The organism is Anaerococcus tetradius (assembly GCF_947087635.1).
Taxonomy (GTDB): domain Bacteria; phylum Bacillota; class Clostridia; order Tissierellales; family Peptoniphilaceae; genus Anaerococcus; species Anaerococcus tetradius.
Genome location: NZ_CAMUDP010000021.1, coordinates 1 through 14,184, shown reverse-complemented (window position 1 = coordinate 14,184; position 14,184 = coordinate 1). Strand labels below are relative to the sequence as shown.

General features: G+C 35.4%; 12 protein-coding genes. All 12 read left to right on the top strand.

The window, feature by feature from the left end; translation table 11 throughout:
- Positions 1-96 precede the first annotated feature (96 nt).
- The 12 genes from infC (at position 97) to P6936_RS07275 (ending at position 14,124) form a co-directional block, all read left to right on the top strand.
- Positions 97-633, top strand: coding sequence for a translation initiation factor IF-3 (gene infC / locus P6936_RS07330; RefSeq protein WP_040349446.1), 537 nt, complete (start codon positions 97-99; stop codon positions 631-633).
- 1 nt (position 634) lies between these two features.
- The gene (gene rpmI / locus P6936_RS07325) at positions 635-832 is read left to right on the top strand and encodes a 50S ribosomal protein L35 (protein ID WP_040349447.1); all 198 of its coding nucleotides are present in this window, start codon (positions 635-637) and stop codon (positions 830-832) included.
- 10 nt (positions 833-842) lie between these two features.
- Complete coding sequence (gene rplT, locus P6936_RS07320) at positions 843-1,187, top strand: 50S ribosomal protein L20 (RefSeq protein WP_004836937.1); 345 nt, start codon at positions 843-845, stop codon at positions 1,185-1,187.
- An 8-nt stretch (positions 1,188-1,195) separates the two neighbouring features.
- Positions 1,196-1,936 (top strand): TrmH family RNA methyltransferase, encoded by a 741-nt coding sequence (locus P6936_RS07315; RefSeq protein WP_276862714.1) that lies wholly within the window; start codon positions 1,196-1,198, stop codon positions 1,934-1,936.
- Between the two features lie 206 nt (positions 1,937-2,142).
- Complete coding sequence (pheS, locus tag P6936_RS07310) at positions 2,143-3,165, top strand: phenylalanine--tRNA ligase subunit alpha (protein ID WP_276881256.1); 1,023 nt, start codon at positions 2,143-2,145, stop codon at positions 3,163-3,165.
- Positions 3,166-3,173: 8 nt separating this feature from the next.
- On the top strand, positions 3,174-5,561 hold the full coding sequence (gene pheT, locus P6936_RS07305) for a phenylalanine--tRNA ligase subunit beta (RefSeq protein ID WP_276881255.1): 2,388 nt from the start codon (positions 3,174-3,176) through the stop codon (positions 5,559-5,561).
- Positions 5,562-5,570: 9 nt separating this feature from the next.
- Complete coding sequence (locus P6936_RS07300) at positions 5,571-6,062, top strand: cell division protein ZapA (protein WP_276881254.1); 492 nt, start codon at positions 5,571-5,573, stop codon at positions 6,060-6,062.
- On the top strand, positions 6,062-8,269 hold the full coding sequence (locus P6936_RS07295) for a peptidase U32 family protein (protein WP_276881253.1): 2,208 nt from the start codon (positions 6,062-6,064) through the stop codon (positions 8,267-8,269). Before P6936_RS07300 ends, P6936_RS07295 begins: the two co-directional genes overlap by 1 nt.
- Positions 8,269-10,614, top strand: coding sequence for an endonuclease MutS2 (locus P6936_RS07290; protein WP_276881252.1), 2,346 nt, complete (start codon positions 8,269-8,271; stop codon positions 10,612-10,614). The genes P6936_RS07295 and P6936_RS07290 overlap by 1 nt, the downstream gene beginning before the upstream one ends.
- 9 nt (positions 10,615-10,623) lie before the next feature.
- A complete protein-coding gene (gene argS, locus P6936_RS07285; protein ID WP_004836944.1) occupies positions 10,624-12,321 on the top strand; it encodes an arginine--tRNA ligase in 1,698 nt (565 codons plus the stop codon).
- Complete coding sequence (locus P6936_RS07280; RefSeq protein ID WP_004836945.1) at positions 12,321-13,022, top strand: hypothetical protein; 702 nt, start codon at positions 12,321-12,323, stop codon at positions 13,020-13,022. The genes argS and P6936_RS07280 overlap by 1 nt, the downstream gene beginning before the upstream one ends.
- A 4-nt stretch (positions 13,023-13,026) precedes the next feature.
- Positions 13,027-14,124, top strand: a complete 1,098-nt coding sequence (locus P6936_RS07275; protein ID WP_004836946.1) for a tetratricopeptide repeat protein — start codon at positions 13,027-13,029, stop codon at positions 14,122-14,124.
- Positions 14,125-14,184 lie beyond the last annotated feature (60 nt).

Below are 14,184 nucleotides of genomic sequence, written 5' to 3'. Positions count from 1 at the left end.
CTCACCTGCCGACTAGTGTTTTCAGGTTAATAATTTTTAATTAGAAGATTAATTATAAATTGGAACGGGTACTTTGTGCCCGCTTTTTTTATGTGAATACATGGAGGTATACTTATAAAAGATTTAAGAATAAATGAAGAGATTAGAGCGAAGCAAGTAAGACTGATTGACGAAAATGGAAATCAAGTTGGAATAGTGGACTACAATCAAGCCCTAGATATGGCTTATGATAAAAAGCTTGATCTAGTTTTGATGAGCCCAAATGCTAAGCCACCTGTTACCAGAATCATGGATTATGGTAAGTTCAAATATGATCAAGAGAAAAAAGAAAAAGAGAATAGAAAAAAACAAAAGAATATTCAACTTAAAGAAACAAGATTTTCTCTTAATATAGAAGATAATGATTTGCAAACCAAAGCAAATCAAAGCAAAAAATTCTTAAACAACGGGGATAAAGTAAAAGTTTCTATAAGATTCCGTGGAAGAGAGCTAGGTCGTAAGGAACCTGGCTATGAATTGATGGAAAAGTTTAAGCAAATGCTTGGAGATTCCTGCAAGCTTACAAAAAGCCCAAAGATGGAAGGAAGATCCCTAGTAATGTTCCTAGAACCTAATGATGAAAAAGGAGAGTAATATGGCAAATAAGAATAAAACAAGAAGAGCTGCAGTTAAAAGATTCAAAGTTACAGGCAGCGGAAAAATCATGAGAAGAAAAGCTTACAAGGGACACCTTACAGCTAAGAAATCACCAAATAGAAAAAGAAGACTAAGAAAAGCTACAATTGTTTCATCATCAGAGATGAAAAACGTTAGAAGCATGATCGGTGCATAGGAGGATATAGATGGCAAGAGTAAAAAGAGCAGTTAACGCTAAAAAAAGACACAAAAAAGTTTTAAAACAAGCAAAAGGATACTATGGTTCAAAAAGCCTTCTATTCAAAACAGCTAATCAAGCTGTAATGAAATCTCTAGCTTACGCTTTCATCGGAAGAAAACATAGAAAAAGAGACTTCAGAAGACTTTGGATTGCAAGAATCAATGCAGCAGCAAGACTTAATGGAACAAGCTATTCTAAACTTATGGGTGGCCTAAAGAAAGCAAACATCGAAATCAACAGAAAGATGCTTGCAGAGCTTGCTATTAACAACCCAGAAGAATTTGCTAAATTAGTAGAATTAGCTAAATAAAAAGCTAAATGATAATTAATTCGGTACAAAATCCAAAGTTTAAATTAATAAATAAACTTAGAAATAAAAAATATCGAGATAAGGAAGATTTATTCGTAATAGAATCTAAGAAATTAGTAGAAGAGGCCATTAAGTCATCTCTTGATATAGAATTTATCTTTATCAGAGAGGGCCTAGACCTCGCTTGTGATTTTCCCTTAGTGGTTTTTGACGAAAGTTTGTTTAATAAGCTAAGCGAATTAAAATCACCAGACGGTTTTGGAGCAGTTGTTAGGAAGAAAAAAGAAGAAGAAATCTCATCTAATAGAGTTCTTCTCCTAGACCATATCAATGACCCGGGCAATATGGGAACTATGATTAGGTCGGCTGAAGCCTTTGGCTTTAATGATATAATCCTAACAGAAGGATGCGTAGATATCTACAACGAAAAGTCCTTGAGGGCTTCTATGGGTTCTGTTTTTAGACTAAAGCTCGTAAAATTATCCAATGATGAAATAGTAAATCTTAAATCACGATATAAATTTTTAGCTAGTCATATGCAAGGCTGTGACGTCAGAAAGTATGATGCTTCTTTAGAAAATATTATCCTTGCTATTGGCAACGAAGCCAATGGTCTAAGCGATTTTTTAAGGTCTCTTACTGACTCGTTCGTTAAAATTACCATGCAAGGACAAATAGAGTCTTTGAATGCAGCCATAGCAGCTAGCATAATGATGAATACACTAGCTTGTGATTCGGAAAGACTTTAGTTATTCTTATACAGCAAATTAGGGATGTTGAGAGCCTTTTAAGTAACGACTAGAGATGTTCACCGATGAAGTTTGAGATGAAAATAGTAATCGATACGTTTAGACTTGCGTTAAAGTTTTGAGTGGATTTATTTTATAAATCAATTAAGGTGGTACCGCAGAAATATCTGTCCTTTTGAGGGCGGATTTTTTTATTTGGAGGAAAAATGGAAGAAAATTTAAAGAAAGTTTTAGAAACTTTCGCCCAAGAGATAGTAGATGCAAAGTCCCTAGATGACTTAGAAAAATTAAGAATCAAATACTTAGGAAAAAAAGGCGAGATAACAGACTTAAAGAAGTCAATAGCCAAACTTCCTAATGAAGAAAAACCAGAAGCTGGAAAATTAATCAACAAGACCAGCAAGGAAATAGAAGAAAAATTAGCAAGTAAAAATAAGGAAATTAACGAAAAACTCCTAAGTGAAAAAGTTAAGGCAGAAAAAATTGACGTAACTGCTCATTTCGATAAGTTCGAATCAGGTCATCTTGCAGTTATCAATCAAACCATGGAAGAATTAGAATCAATCTTCCAAAACATGGGCTTTGATGTAGTAGAAGGACCAGAAGTTGACACTGTAAAATATGTCTTCGATGATCTAAACTCACCAGAAGACCACCCAGCAAGGTCTACATCAGATACCTTCTACATCAACGATGAAGTCCTCCTTAGACCTCACACCTCAAGTATGCAAATTAGGGTTATGAATGAGGGAAAACTTCCAATCAAGATGGTTTCAGCAGGAAGAGTATTTAGAAATGACGAAGTAGATGCAACCCACTCACCAATGTTTCACCAATTAGAATGTTTGGTAGTTGATGAGAATGTTTCAATGGCTAATCTAAAGGCAACCCTTGAGACCTTTATAAAGGAAATGTTTGGTGATGAAATGAAACTAAGATATCGTCCTCACCACTTCCCATTTACAGAGCCTAGTCTAGAAGTAGATGTAACCTGCCCAACTTGTAAGGGAGAAGGATGTCCTGCTTGCGGAAATACCGGTTGGTCAATGGAGCTTTTAGGTGGTGGAATGGTTCATCCAAATGTCCTCGAAGCTTGTGGAATTGACAGTGAAAAATATACAGGCTTTGCCTTTGGACTAGGAGTCGATAGAATTGCCATGGTTAAATACGGACTTGATGATATAAGACTTCTTTACGATAATGACAAGAGATTTATAGAACAATTCTAGGAGGAAATATGTTAGTACCTTTAATATGGCAAAAAGATTATGTAAAAATTGATAAAGACCTTAAAACTATAACAGATAGATTATCAGAAACTGGCTCTCACGTTGAGGAAGTTACAATCCACACTAGTAAGCTTGATGGAGTCCTTATTGGTCACGTTATCGATCAAAAAAAGCATCCAGAAGCTGATAGGCTACAAGTTTTGACTATAGATGTAGGCAAAGATAAGCCGATAACCATAATAACTAATGCAAAAAACACCCAAAAGGGCGATTATCTACCAGTAATTACATCAGGCACAAAATTAGACGATGGAACTATCATAGAAGATCACGACTTTTTTGGAATTGTATCTGAAGGTATGCTTACAGCCTATAGCGAACTAGGCTATGATGATTCAGTTATCCCAAAAGATCTTAGGGAGGGAGTAATTGTACTTGAAGGTGAATATGAAGCAGGTAGTCTTTTAAGTGATGCCATATTCTCAAATACTCCAGTTATTGAATATGAAATTACGCCAAATAGAGCCGATTGTCTTTCTATTATAGGAATGGCAAGGGAGTCTGCTGCAAGTTTTGGAGAAAAAATCACCTATCCAAGCCTAGACTTTTGCGCTAATGATGAGGACATTAAAGATTATTCAAAGGGCATAGAAATTTTAAGCAAATCTTGCAAGCGCTTTGTGGCAAGAGTTGTCAAAAATGTCAAGATAGGAAAATCTCCTCAATGGCTACAAAACTACCTAATGCTTGCTGGTATGAGACCAATCAATAACATAGTGGATATTACAAACTTCGTAATGCTAGAAACTGGTCAACCCCTCCACGCTTACGACCTAGACAAGTTAGCCGATAAAAAAATTATAGTTAGAGATGCAAAAGAAGGCGAGATCCTAAAGACCCTAGATGGGGTAGATAGAAAATTAGATTCCTCAATGCTTGTTATAGCTGATGGCAAGGAAGCTATAGGTCTTGCTGGTATAATGGGTGGTATGGATTCAGAGGTAACAGATGATACTCAAAATATCCTTCTTGAAGTTGCAAACTTCGATGCTTCAAATATTAGAAAGTCATCTAAGACTCTAGGCCTTAGAAGTGAAGCAAGTTCTAGGTTTGAAAAAGGCATTTCTGTTGAAATGGCAGACTTTGCTTCAAAAAGAGCAATGAAGTTAATTTGTGATTTAGGAATTGGAGAAGTAGTTGGAGGTTCTTTCGACTTAGGAGAAAAGAAAGAGAAGGAAAAAACTGTAGATCTAAGACTAAAGAGACTAAGGATGCTTACAGGAGTTGACTTTAATCTAGATACAGCCATTAGAAATCTAGAGTTATTAGAATTTGAGGTGGAAAAACTCGATGATGAAACTCTTAGGGTAAGGGTTCCTTATTTTAGAAGCGATATAGATATTGAAGCTGACCTAATCGAAGAAGTTGTAAGGCTTTACGGCATGGGTAATATCGAAAGTGCTCCTCTAGTTTCATCCCTAAAAAGAGGAGAAAGATCTAAGAGAAGACTATTAAGAGATGACCTCAGCCAAAAACTTGTTGGTCAAAAATTCTCAGAACTTGCAACCTATTCTTTCATCTCTCCAAAAGAATATGATAGGCTTGGCATTGATGAGTCTTCACCACTTAGAAATTATATTAAGCTAATCAATCCGCTGGGAGAAGATTATTCAGTAATGAGGACTAGTCAAATTCCTTCCATGCTAGATGTAATCGCCAAAAATATCAAATATGGTCAAAAGGACATGAGATTTTTCGAACTCGATAGGACTTTCGAAAAGACCTCCGACCTTCTTCCAAAAGAAAATATAACCCTCACCATGGGACTTTATGGAAATTATTCCTTCTATGACCTAAAGGATTTCTTCACAGAAGTTATGGCTGGTGTAGGCTTTGAAGGCTTTAATTACAAGGCTAATGAAAATACTTACGCTTTCCATAGGGGAAGATGTGCTGATATCTACTTTGATGGTGAAAAAATCGGTATAATGGGTGAGATTTCTTACGAAGTAAGAGATGAGTATGATATAGATAAGGGTGCTCTAATTCTTGAAATCAATCTTGCAAAGATTGAAGATAAAAGAGTAGTCGAAAGAAAGTATAAGGCTATAGGCAAATTCCCAGCCATAGAAAGGGATTATTCTTTCGTATGCGATAGGAATTTGGAAGCAGAGCTTATAGAAAATACTATCAGGGAAAATGGCCAAGGTCTTGTAGCTAAGATTAGCTTGTTTGATATCTATACAGGTGAGCACATAGAAGAAGATAAGAAGTCAATCTCCTACAAGGTCCTATATAGGGCAAATGACAGGACACTCAAGGATAAAGATATAGGAAAAATTGAAAAGAAGATACTAGAAGAACTAGAAAAAGAAGAAATAGTTTTACGAAGTTAGGAGTGAAATTTGAGCGAATATAAGGTTGATGTCAAAATAGCAGGCAAGACTTATACCCTTGTTACTGACGAAGCGAAGGATAATATAAAAGATATAGCAGAAATATTTGATGGGAAAATACAAGAAGTAAAATCTAACAGGCTTACTTTTGATAGGCAACTAGTATTGGCTGGATTAAATATCACAGATGATTTCTATAAGCTTTCGAAACAGTACGATAGCCTAAAAGAAAAAAGCGAAGAGCCTTGCAAGTACTATCCAACTATCAAAGAAGAAGTGGAAAAATTGAAAGAAGAAAATAAGAAGCTTTTAGATGAAAATGAGAAGAACACTAAAGCTATGTCAGATTTAAAAATTGAAAATACTAAGCTAGGGCACAGCCTAAATAAGTATAGAAATTCAAGAGAAACAATCGAAAAACTCAAAAATGAAGTAAAAAGGCTCCAAGTAGAGGTGATGGACCTAAGTAAAGAAAATGATATGTTGAAAGGAAAGCTTTAATGGCTAAAACTGAAATCCTAGCCCCTGTTGGCAATGCCGATATGCTTTATGCAGGTCTTGCAGGAGGGGCTGATAGCTTCTACTTGGCAGTTGATGATTTCGGAGCTCGTGCCTATGCAAAAAATTTCGATATAGAAAATGTTGGATTCTTTATAGATCTGATCCATCTTTTTGGCAAAAAAGTTTTTATCGCCATGAACATCCTAATTAAGGATGAGGAGTTGGAAAAAGCTATTAGCTACGCCCAAAGGCTTTATCAATTGGGGGTAGATGGCCTTATTATCCAAGACCTAGGCTTATTTACCATTCTGAAGGATAAGCTAAGGGGTATGGACCTTCATGCTTCAACTCAGATGGCTGTAAGAGATTATCATGGAGCCAAGGCTCTGATGGACTTGGGTTTTGATAGGGTTGTTATAGCAAGGGAAACTCCTATCGAAGAGTTGAGAAAAATTGCAAAGTTAGATGTAGAAAAGGAAGTCTTCGTCCATGGGTCACTTTGTGTATCCTATTCAGGTGAGTGCTTGATGAGTTCATACTTCGGTGCTCGTTCAGCCAATAGGGGTAGGTGTGCAGGTATTTGCAGGCAGAAATATGAGCTTGTTTCCGACGGGAAGGTTCTTTCTAAGGATTACTTCCTAAATATGAAAGACCTAAATGTAATTGACAGGCTAGATGAACTTCTAGAGCTTGGTATAGACTGCCTAAAAATCGAAGGAAGAATGAAGACTAGCGAATATGTCTTTACTTCTGTTAAAGCCTATAGGGATAAAATTGATAAGGGCTCCTATGATAAAAATAAACTTAGGGATATTTCTAACAGGGGCTACACTCAAGGTTTTATCTTCCATCAAAACAAGGCCTATATAAACCTAGAAAAGGATAATAAGCACAGGCCTGTAGGTAAGGTTTGTGAAGAAAATAATAAAAAATATTTTATAAACAATTCTGACCTCCTCCTTGGAGATAACCTCCAAGTAGAAACCATAAGGGGAAAGAAACTTCCCCTTACAACAACTAGGTCTTATAAGAAAAACTCCAAGATTTACCTAGATAAGTACAAGGATGCAAGAGTTGGTTCGGATATCCTCATGCTTTCATCAAGAAGCCTAGAAGAAAAAATGAATGAGGCCTTGGTCTCCTACAAAAATCTTCCCATAGACATCAAATTTACAGGAAAAATCGGCAAAAAGCCTAGGATAGACCTAAGCCATGAGTCTTGGCATATTTCTTATGAATTAGATGAAAAAATTGCTAAGGCTAAAAATATTTCTCTAAGTGAGGATGATATTAGACAAAATCTTTCTAAGTTTGGTGATGAAATCTATGAGCCTAGAAAGATTGAAATAGAAATGGATCCTCAGATTTTTATTAGAAAAAAGGATATCAATGAGCTTAGACGCCAGGGGATTAATCATCTCAAGGAAGAAATTCTCAAAACTTACCACAGAGCTGATATAAAAATCGATCTTAAAGCTTTCCCTAAGATGAAAAAGAAAAAGCGAGAAATAAATATAGAAGTAAAAGGAGAGGTCGACCCAAAAAGGCTTAGGGATTTCGATGATATTTATATAGAAGAATACAAGAAAGACTACCAGGGCCTAAGTCTCTATCTAAATCTCAACTCTCACAAGGACTACGATATAGATGAGCTTATCAAAAATATCAAGGATAAGTCTATCAAGGGAGTTATCTTTAACAATTATAGAGACTTAGCCTTTATTGATAAATTCAGGGAAAATGGCATAGCTATTAGGATAGGAAGATACTTAAATGTCTTTAATAGGGCGACTTTTGCCTTCTACAATAAATTTGCTGAGATGATTAGCTCATCTGTTGAGGCTGATTTTGATTCAATAAATAGTAATGGCAAATACTTCCCGATAGAAGCCCTTGCTTATGGGAGAATTGAGCTTATGAATATGCGTCATTGCCCTTTTTCTGCCCTTAAATCCTGCTCTCTTAAAGGATGTGAGACTTGCAAGTTTAGGGATGGGGAAATGGTAAATGATAATTCTACAAGCCTCCTTGTTAGAAGGAGAAATAATCTTTCAGTAATTTATCCTAAATACGCAAGCAAGGTAGATTTTAAGAAATTTGATCCGGAAATTTCTCTCTTGCTTTCAGTTTTTTCTGATAGGGATTTGGATAGTTATTACAAAAATAAGTCTTTCGATAATATAAATTATGATAGAGGTGTTATTTAATGCAAGAAAAAAGCTTAACAGTTTTAGAATATGAAAAAATCCTGGAAAGATTGGCAGCTTGTGCTAGGTCTAGCCTTGTAAAAGAAGAAATTCTAAAGCTTAGACCCTACGAAGATCCTACTTATATAAGAGAAGAGCTAACTTATGCTTCTTCCATGCTAGAGCTTGTTCGAAAAAATGGAAATATTGACCTTTTCGGTCTCTATGACCTTAGAGAGATAGTTGCCTATATCAGAAAAAATGGAATACTCGAAGCAAAAGACTTACTAAAAATTTTAGACCTGCTTAGGGTTTCTGATTATCTGAAAGACTATGGGTCAAACATAGAAGATCCCCTTATGGCTGATATTTTCGACCGAATTTCAAGTAATGATTTTCTAAAAAATGAAATAGACAGGTCAATAATCAATGAAGAGGAAATATCAGACAATGCATCAGCTACTTTAAGAAATATAAGACGTCAAAAGCAAAGAAAAGAAGGCGATATAAGAAATAAACTCAATTCTTATATAACAAATTCTAAATACGCCGATGCCCTCCAAGATAACGTAGTTTCTGTGAGAGATGGCAGATACGTCGTTCCAGTAAAGACCAACAAGAGAGCTGTAATCGGAGGAATTGTCCATGATAAGTCAGCTTCTGGCAACACCTTATTTATTGAACCTGCTGCCATAGTCGAGCTTAATAACCAACTAAGAGATTTGGAAATTAAGGAAGAAGATGAAATCAGAAAAATCTTAGATAGATTATCAAGAATCGCCCAAGCTTTTGATGTGGAGCTTTTAGAAAATCAGAAACTAATAGCAAGGATTGATTTTTTGCAAGCCAAGGCAAGATTTGCCCTTGAAAATGAATACAGCCTACCTATTATTAGCGACGAGAAAATTCTAGACCTTAAAGAAGCGAGACACCCACTTTTAACAGGCAGAGTCGTTCCTATTGATGTAAGAATCGGAGGGGACTATAGAACTCTTATTATTACAGGTCCTAACACTGGAGGAAAGACTGTAAGTCTAAAAACGGTAGGTCTTATAAGCGCTATGGCTCAGACAGGTCTATTTATTCCAGCCATGGAGGGAAGTAAACTTTGTATCTTCGATGATATTTTCTTAGATATAGGAGATACCCAATCAATAGAGATGAGTCTATCTACATTTTCTGCATCCCTCACTAATATAGTTAAGATAATAAAGGAAGCTACAAAAGACTCCTTGGTCTTACTTGATGAAATAGGTTCGGGTACAGATCCTGTAGAAGGGGCAGCCCTTGCTATTTCTATCCTAGACTTCCTAACTGAAAAGAAGGTCATGACTTTTGCCACAACCCATTATAGCGAATTAAAATATTATGCAGTTGAGACAGAAGCTGTTATGAATGCTTCGGTAGAATTTGATGTCGATAGCCTATCACCAACCTATAAGCTTGAGATAGGAACTCCTGGTAAGTCCAATGCCTTTGAGATTTCCAAAAGACTTGGCCTACCCCTTCAAATACTAAAAAAAGCCAAGAGCCTTATTGGCGAAGATACTAGAAATATAAACAAGATTTTGGCAGAAATCGAAATAGACAAGAAAAAAATCGAAGATAAGAATAGACAAATTGACGAATACAAGAAAGAGATAGCCAGCATTAGAAACGAGCTTAAAGAAAAATCGAAAAAGCTTGATAAAAAAGAAGAAGATATAATTAGAAAAGCTGAAGATAAGGCTAATGCTATCCTAGATAAGGCCAACAAGAAAAGTCAGGAGATGCTCAAGGAGGCCAAGAAATCAAGAAATGCCAATACTTCCGATATTGATAGGTCATTAAATAAGATTAGAAACAAATACAAGGAAGGTCGTATCGAAAGAGAGGGAGCATCTCTAAAGACTAAACTATCAAAAAATGCTCCTGATAAGCTAAAACTAGGAGATTTTGTCTTGATAGCTGGTCTTAATGAGAAGGCAGAGGTAATAGGCCTACCTGACAAAAATGGAAATATCAAAGTTCAGATGGGGATTCTCAAAATGGATTCTAACATCAAGAATGTAACAAAGATAAAAGGCGACAATCAAACAGAAAAAAAAATCACGAAAGTGTATAATACTAAAAAAGCCATGCACATATCTCCAAGCCTAGACCTTAGGGGTCAAAGATATGACGAGGCTATGAGAAATCTAGATAAGTACCTTGATGATGCCATGCTTGCTGGTCTTTCGAAGGCCAAAATCATCCATGGAAAAGGAACTGGCGCCTTGATAAAGGGTGTAGGAGAAATTCTAGAAGGTGATAAGAGAATACAAGACTTCAGATTCGGCGATGACAAGGAAGGCGGATATGGAGTTACTATAGTAACATTTGGATAGAGAGGCAAAATGACTGATTTTAAAGAAAATATTGCAAAAGAATTAGAAAAAAAGGACATAGGTTTAACTTTTGATGAAATCTATAAGCTAATAGAAATACCACCCCAAGACAACATGGGAGATTATTCCTTCCCATGCTTTAGCCTTGCTAGGACTATGAGAAAAAATCCAGCTATAATAGCTGAAGAGTTGGCAAGCTCCTTGGACCTTAAAGCTTTTGAAAAAATAGAAAACCTAAATGCCTATGTAAATTTCTATGTAGACAGAAAAATGTTTGAAGAAGAAACTCTAAATGAAATAATAGAAAAAAAAGAAAAGTACGCAAGCTCTGATATAGGCAAGGGCAAAAATATAGTAGTTGAGTTTTCCTCTGTAAATATAGCTAAACCCTTCCACATTGGTCATATCAGATCAACTGTTATAGGAGATGCCTTAAGAAATATCCACAAATTCTTAGGATACAATACAATTGCAAGTAACTATATAGGAGATTATGGAACCCAATTTGGAACTATGATTAAAGCCTACAAGCTCTGGGGAGATGATGATAAACTAAGAAAAAGCCCAATAAAAGAGCTCCTAAATCTTTATGTAAGATACAACACAGAGGCTGAAAATGACGAAAAAATGAAGGAAGATGCGAGATTAGAATTTAAAAATCTCGAAGATGGACAAGAAGAAGCGGTAAGACTTTGGTCATGGTTTAAGGAAATTTCCTTCAAGGAATTTGATAGGGTCTACAAGATGCTCGACATAGACTTCGACAATTACAATGGAGAAGCCTATCACTCAGAGTTTATTCCTAAAGTAATAGAAGAATTGAAGGAGAAGGACTTGCTAGTGGAATCAGATGGGGCTTTAATAGTCGACCTTTCTGAATTTGACCTACCACCTTCAATAGTTATCAAATCCAATGGCTCATCAGCCTATATAACAAGAGATATAGCTACAGCTATAAATAGGAAAAAAGTCTATGATTTTGACAAAAATCTCTATGTTGTAGCGACTCAACAAAACCTACACTTCGACCAACTATTCGCTATCCTAAAACTAATGGGATACGACTTCTACAAAGATTGTAAACACGTATCTTTTGGCATGGTAAGCCTAAAAGATCAAACCCTATCAACAAGAAAGGGTCAGGTAGTTTTCCTTGAAGATGTGCTAAACAAGGCAATAGAAAAAACTAAAGAAGTCATGGAAAGTCGTCATACAGAAATTGAAGATATAGAAGAAACAGCAAAGATTGTTGGAATTGGCGCAGTGAAATTCCAAGAACTTTACAACAACAGAATTAAGGATTATGTCTTCGATTGGGACGAGGTCCTAAACTTTGATGGAGAAACAGGCCCTTACATTCAATATACTTACGCAAGGGCTAAGTCAGTCCTAAGGAAGGCTGGATTTGAAAAAGCAGAGAAGATGAACTTTACTAAGATTACTAGCGATGAAGAATTTGCCCTAGTAAAATCTCTAGCAAATTTCAAGGATATAGTAATCAAAGCTTGCGAAAAATATGAGCCATCCCTAATTACAAGACACTTAACTGAAATTGCCAAAAACTTCAACAAATTCTACAATACTTGTCAAGTAAATGTTGAAGATAAAGAAGTCAAGGAAGAAAGACTTGCCTTAACTTATGCTAGTTCACTAGTAATTAAAATAGGTCTAGGTCTATTGGGAATAAAGACCGTGGAGAAAATGTAATGAAAGATAGGATAACAGACTTCATCCAAGTTTCCTCATATGCTTTTAGAAATACCTTCTCGAAGATAAGGAAACTTTACCTAGCCTTTATTTTCATCTTCATAAGAACATTTTTGGACGTAAAAAATATAATCGGCCTAGTAGGTGGTGGAAGCTTTGTAGGATTACTTAATTACATCATAGATGTATTAATCCTTTGCTATATAGCCCAAGCCCTAAGATCTGTTGTAGTCTATGGCAACCCTGGTAAGAAATCAATAGGAAACTCAATTAGCATATTCTTTCAACCCTTGATAAGTGCTTTGTTTTACCTATATATAGTAAAACTTGGAGTAAACCTACTAACTATGGGGGCAAATCCTAGGGGAGAGATGCTAGTTTTCTTTATAGTAAAAGTTTTAAGCTCACCAATCTTAGAAGAAGTCTATATCAACAACAAGACAGGACTAGAAGCCTTAAAATCATCAGTAAAATTCGTCCTAGATAACCCTCTAACCTATGGAATATACGCTATAATTTTCATAGGCATAGAAAGCTATCTTGGCCTAAAACTTGGAGCCAATACAATAATAGGCATAAGAAATCTATATATAAGCCTAATATTAGCTCTAATTCATACATTCTTCTCAGTCTTTAGGGGCCATCTTTTTAAATATATAGACGAGCATCCATATAGGCAAAGAAAATTTATGAGAGGATAAAAAATTGAACTTAGATAATTACTTTAGAAAATTTGTCGACAAACTTGGCTATATCGAACTAAAAGAATCAGCAAGTTATGAACTACTAAAAGAAATACCCCTACCAATATATCTAAAAGACATGAAAGAGGGAGTTCAAAGTGGGGATATGGAAAATAAAATCAACCTTGATATAATTCTTGAAGGAATGCTTATAAATATAGGATCTGACCAAGACTTTCTCCACAACTACGAATATATCAACGTACTAAATCATTATCTCAAAGATATAACCGCCTTTAGTGCAGACCGTGCAATAAAAGCAATGGATGATGATAGAGACAAGGCTCTCTTACTATTAAGGGCAGGTTACATCCTCAACCCCTTGGATGAATTTAACTCTTATAACTATGCAAGGCTCTTATGGCCAAAAGCCTATGACGATAATATAAAAGAAAAAGATGATTTTGTAAAAGAAGCCTTGAGAATCCTCCAAGAAATAATTGAAAAAAATGAGAACTTTGCTATAAGTTACTACGAATTAGCAAACATCTACGCAAATCTTGGCGAATATCTCAAAGCCAGAAATTACTATAACCAGGCCTTGGCGAAAACTGACTCAGAAATAGCTAAAGAAGAAGTAAGAGATAAGCTAAGAGAAATAAATGACAATGCAGATATAGAAGAAGCTCTCTACTATATAGGAAAAAGCAACTACAATCAAGCAATAATAAAACTTACAGAAATTCTTTCTAAACACAAGAGGGCAGATGCCTATTATTATCTTGCAGTAGCCTATCAAAATATAAATCAATACGAAAACTCCATCCTGGCCTTCCAAAATGCCTTAAATGAAGGAGGAGAATTTAGACAATTATACAATGACTACGCTATAAGTCTATACCTAAACAAAGATATAGAAAAAGCCTTGATAATAATAGGAGAAGGATTAAAAAAATTTCCAGAAGACCCAAGGCTATCCTACAATAAAATACAAATAAATCTAAGCCTTGGTAATATAAGAGAAGCTAAAAAAGACATAGATAAATTACTAAGCTTTGATGATCTCACAGAAGAAATAGTAAACAATCTCAATATCTTGAAAAATCAATTCAATATTTAATTCCACAAAAGGTGATGTTGCAGAATAGGTAAATCTATTCTGCTCATCACTTTTTTTCTG

Coding starts and splice junctions, on each gene's coding strand:
- P6936_RS07290 (WP_276881252.1), top strand. CDS start 8,269: ATGCAAGAAAAAAGCTTAACAGTTTTAGAATATGAAAAAATCCTGGAA.
- rplT (WP_004836937.1), top strand. CDS start 843: ATGGCAAGAGTAAAAAGAGCAGTTAACGCTAAAAAAAGACACAAAAAA.
- P6936_RS07315 (WP_276862714.1), top strand. CDS start 1,196: ATGATAATTAATTCGGTACAAAATCCAAAGTTTAAATTAATAAATAAA.
- pheT (WP_276881255.1), top strand. CDS start 3,174: ATGTTAGTACCTTTAATATGGCAAAAAGATTATGTAAAAATTGATAAA.
- P6936_RS07295 (WP_276881253.1), top strand. CDS start 6,062: ATGGCTAAAACTGAAATCCTAGCCCCTGTTGGCAATGCCGATATGCTT.
- pheS (WP_276881256.1), top strand. CDS start 2,143: ATGGAAGAAAATTTAAAGAAAGTTTTAGAAACTTTCGCCCAAGAGATA.
- argS (WP_004836944.1), top strand. CDS start 10,624: ATGACTGATTTTAAAGAAAATATTGCAAAAGAATTAGAAAAAAAGGAC.
- P6936_RS07280 (WP_004836945.1), top strand. CDS start 12,321: ATGAAAGATAGGATAACAGACTTCATCCAAGTTTCCTCATATGCTTTT.
- rpmI (WP_040349447.1), top strand. CDS start 635: ATGGCAAATAAGAATAAAACAAGAAGAGCTGCAGTTAAAAGATTCAAA.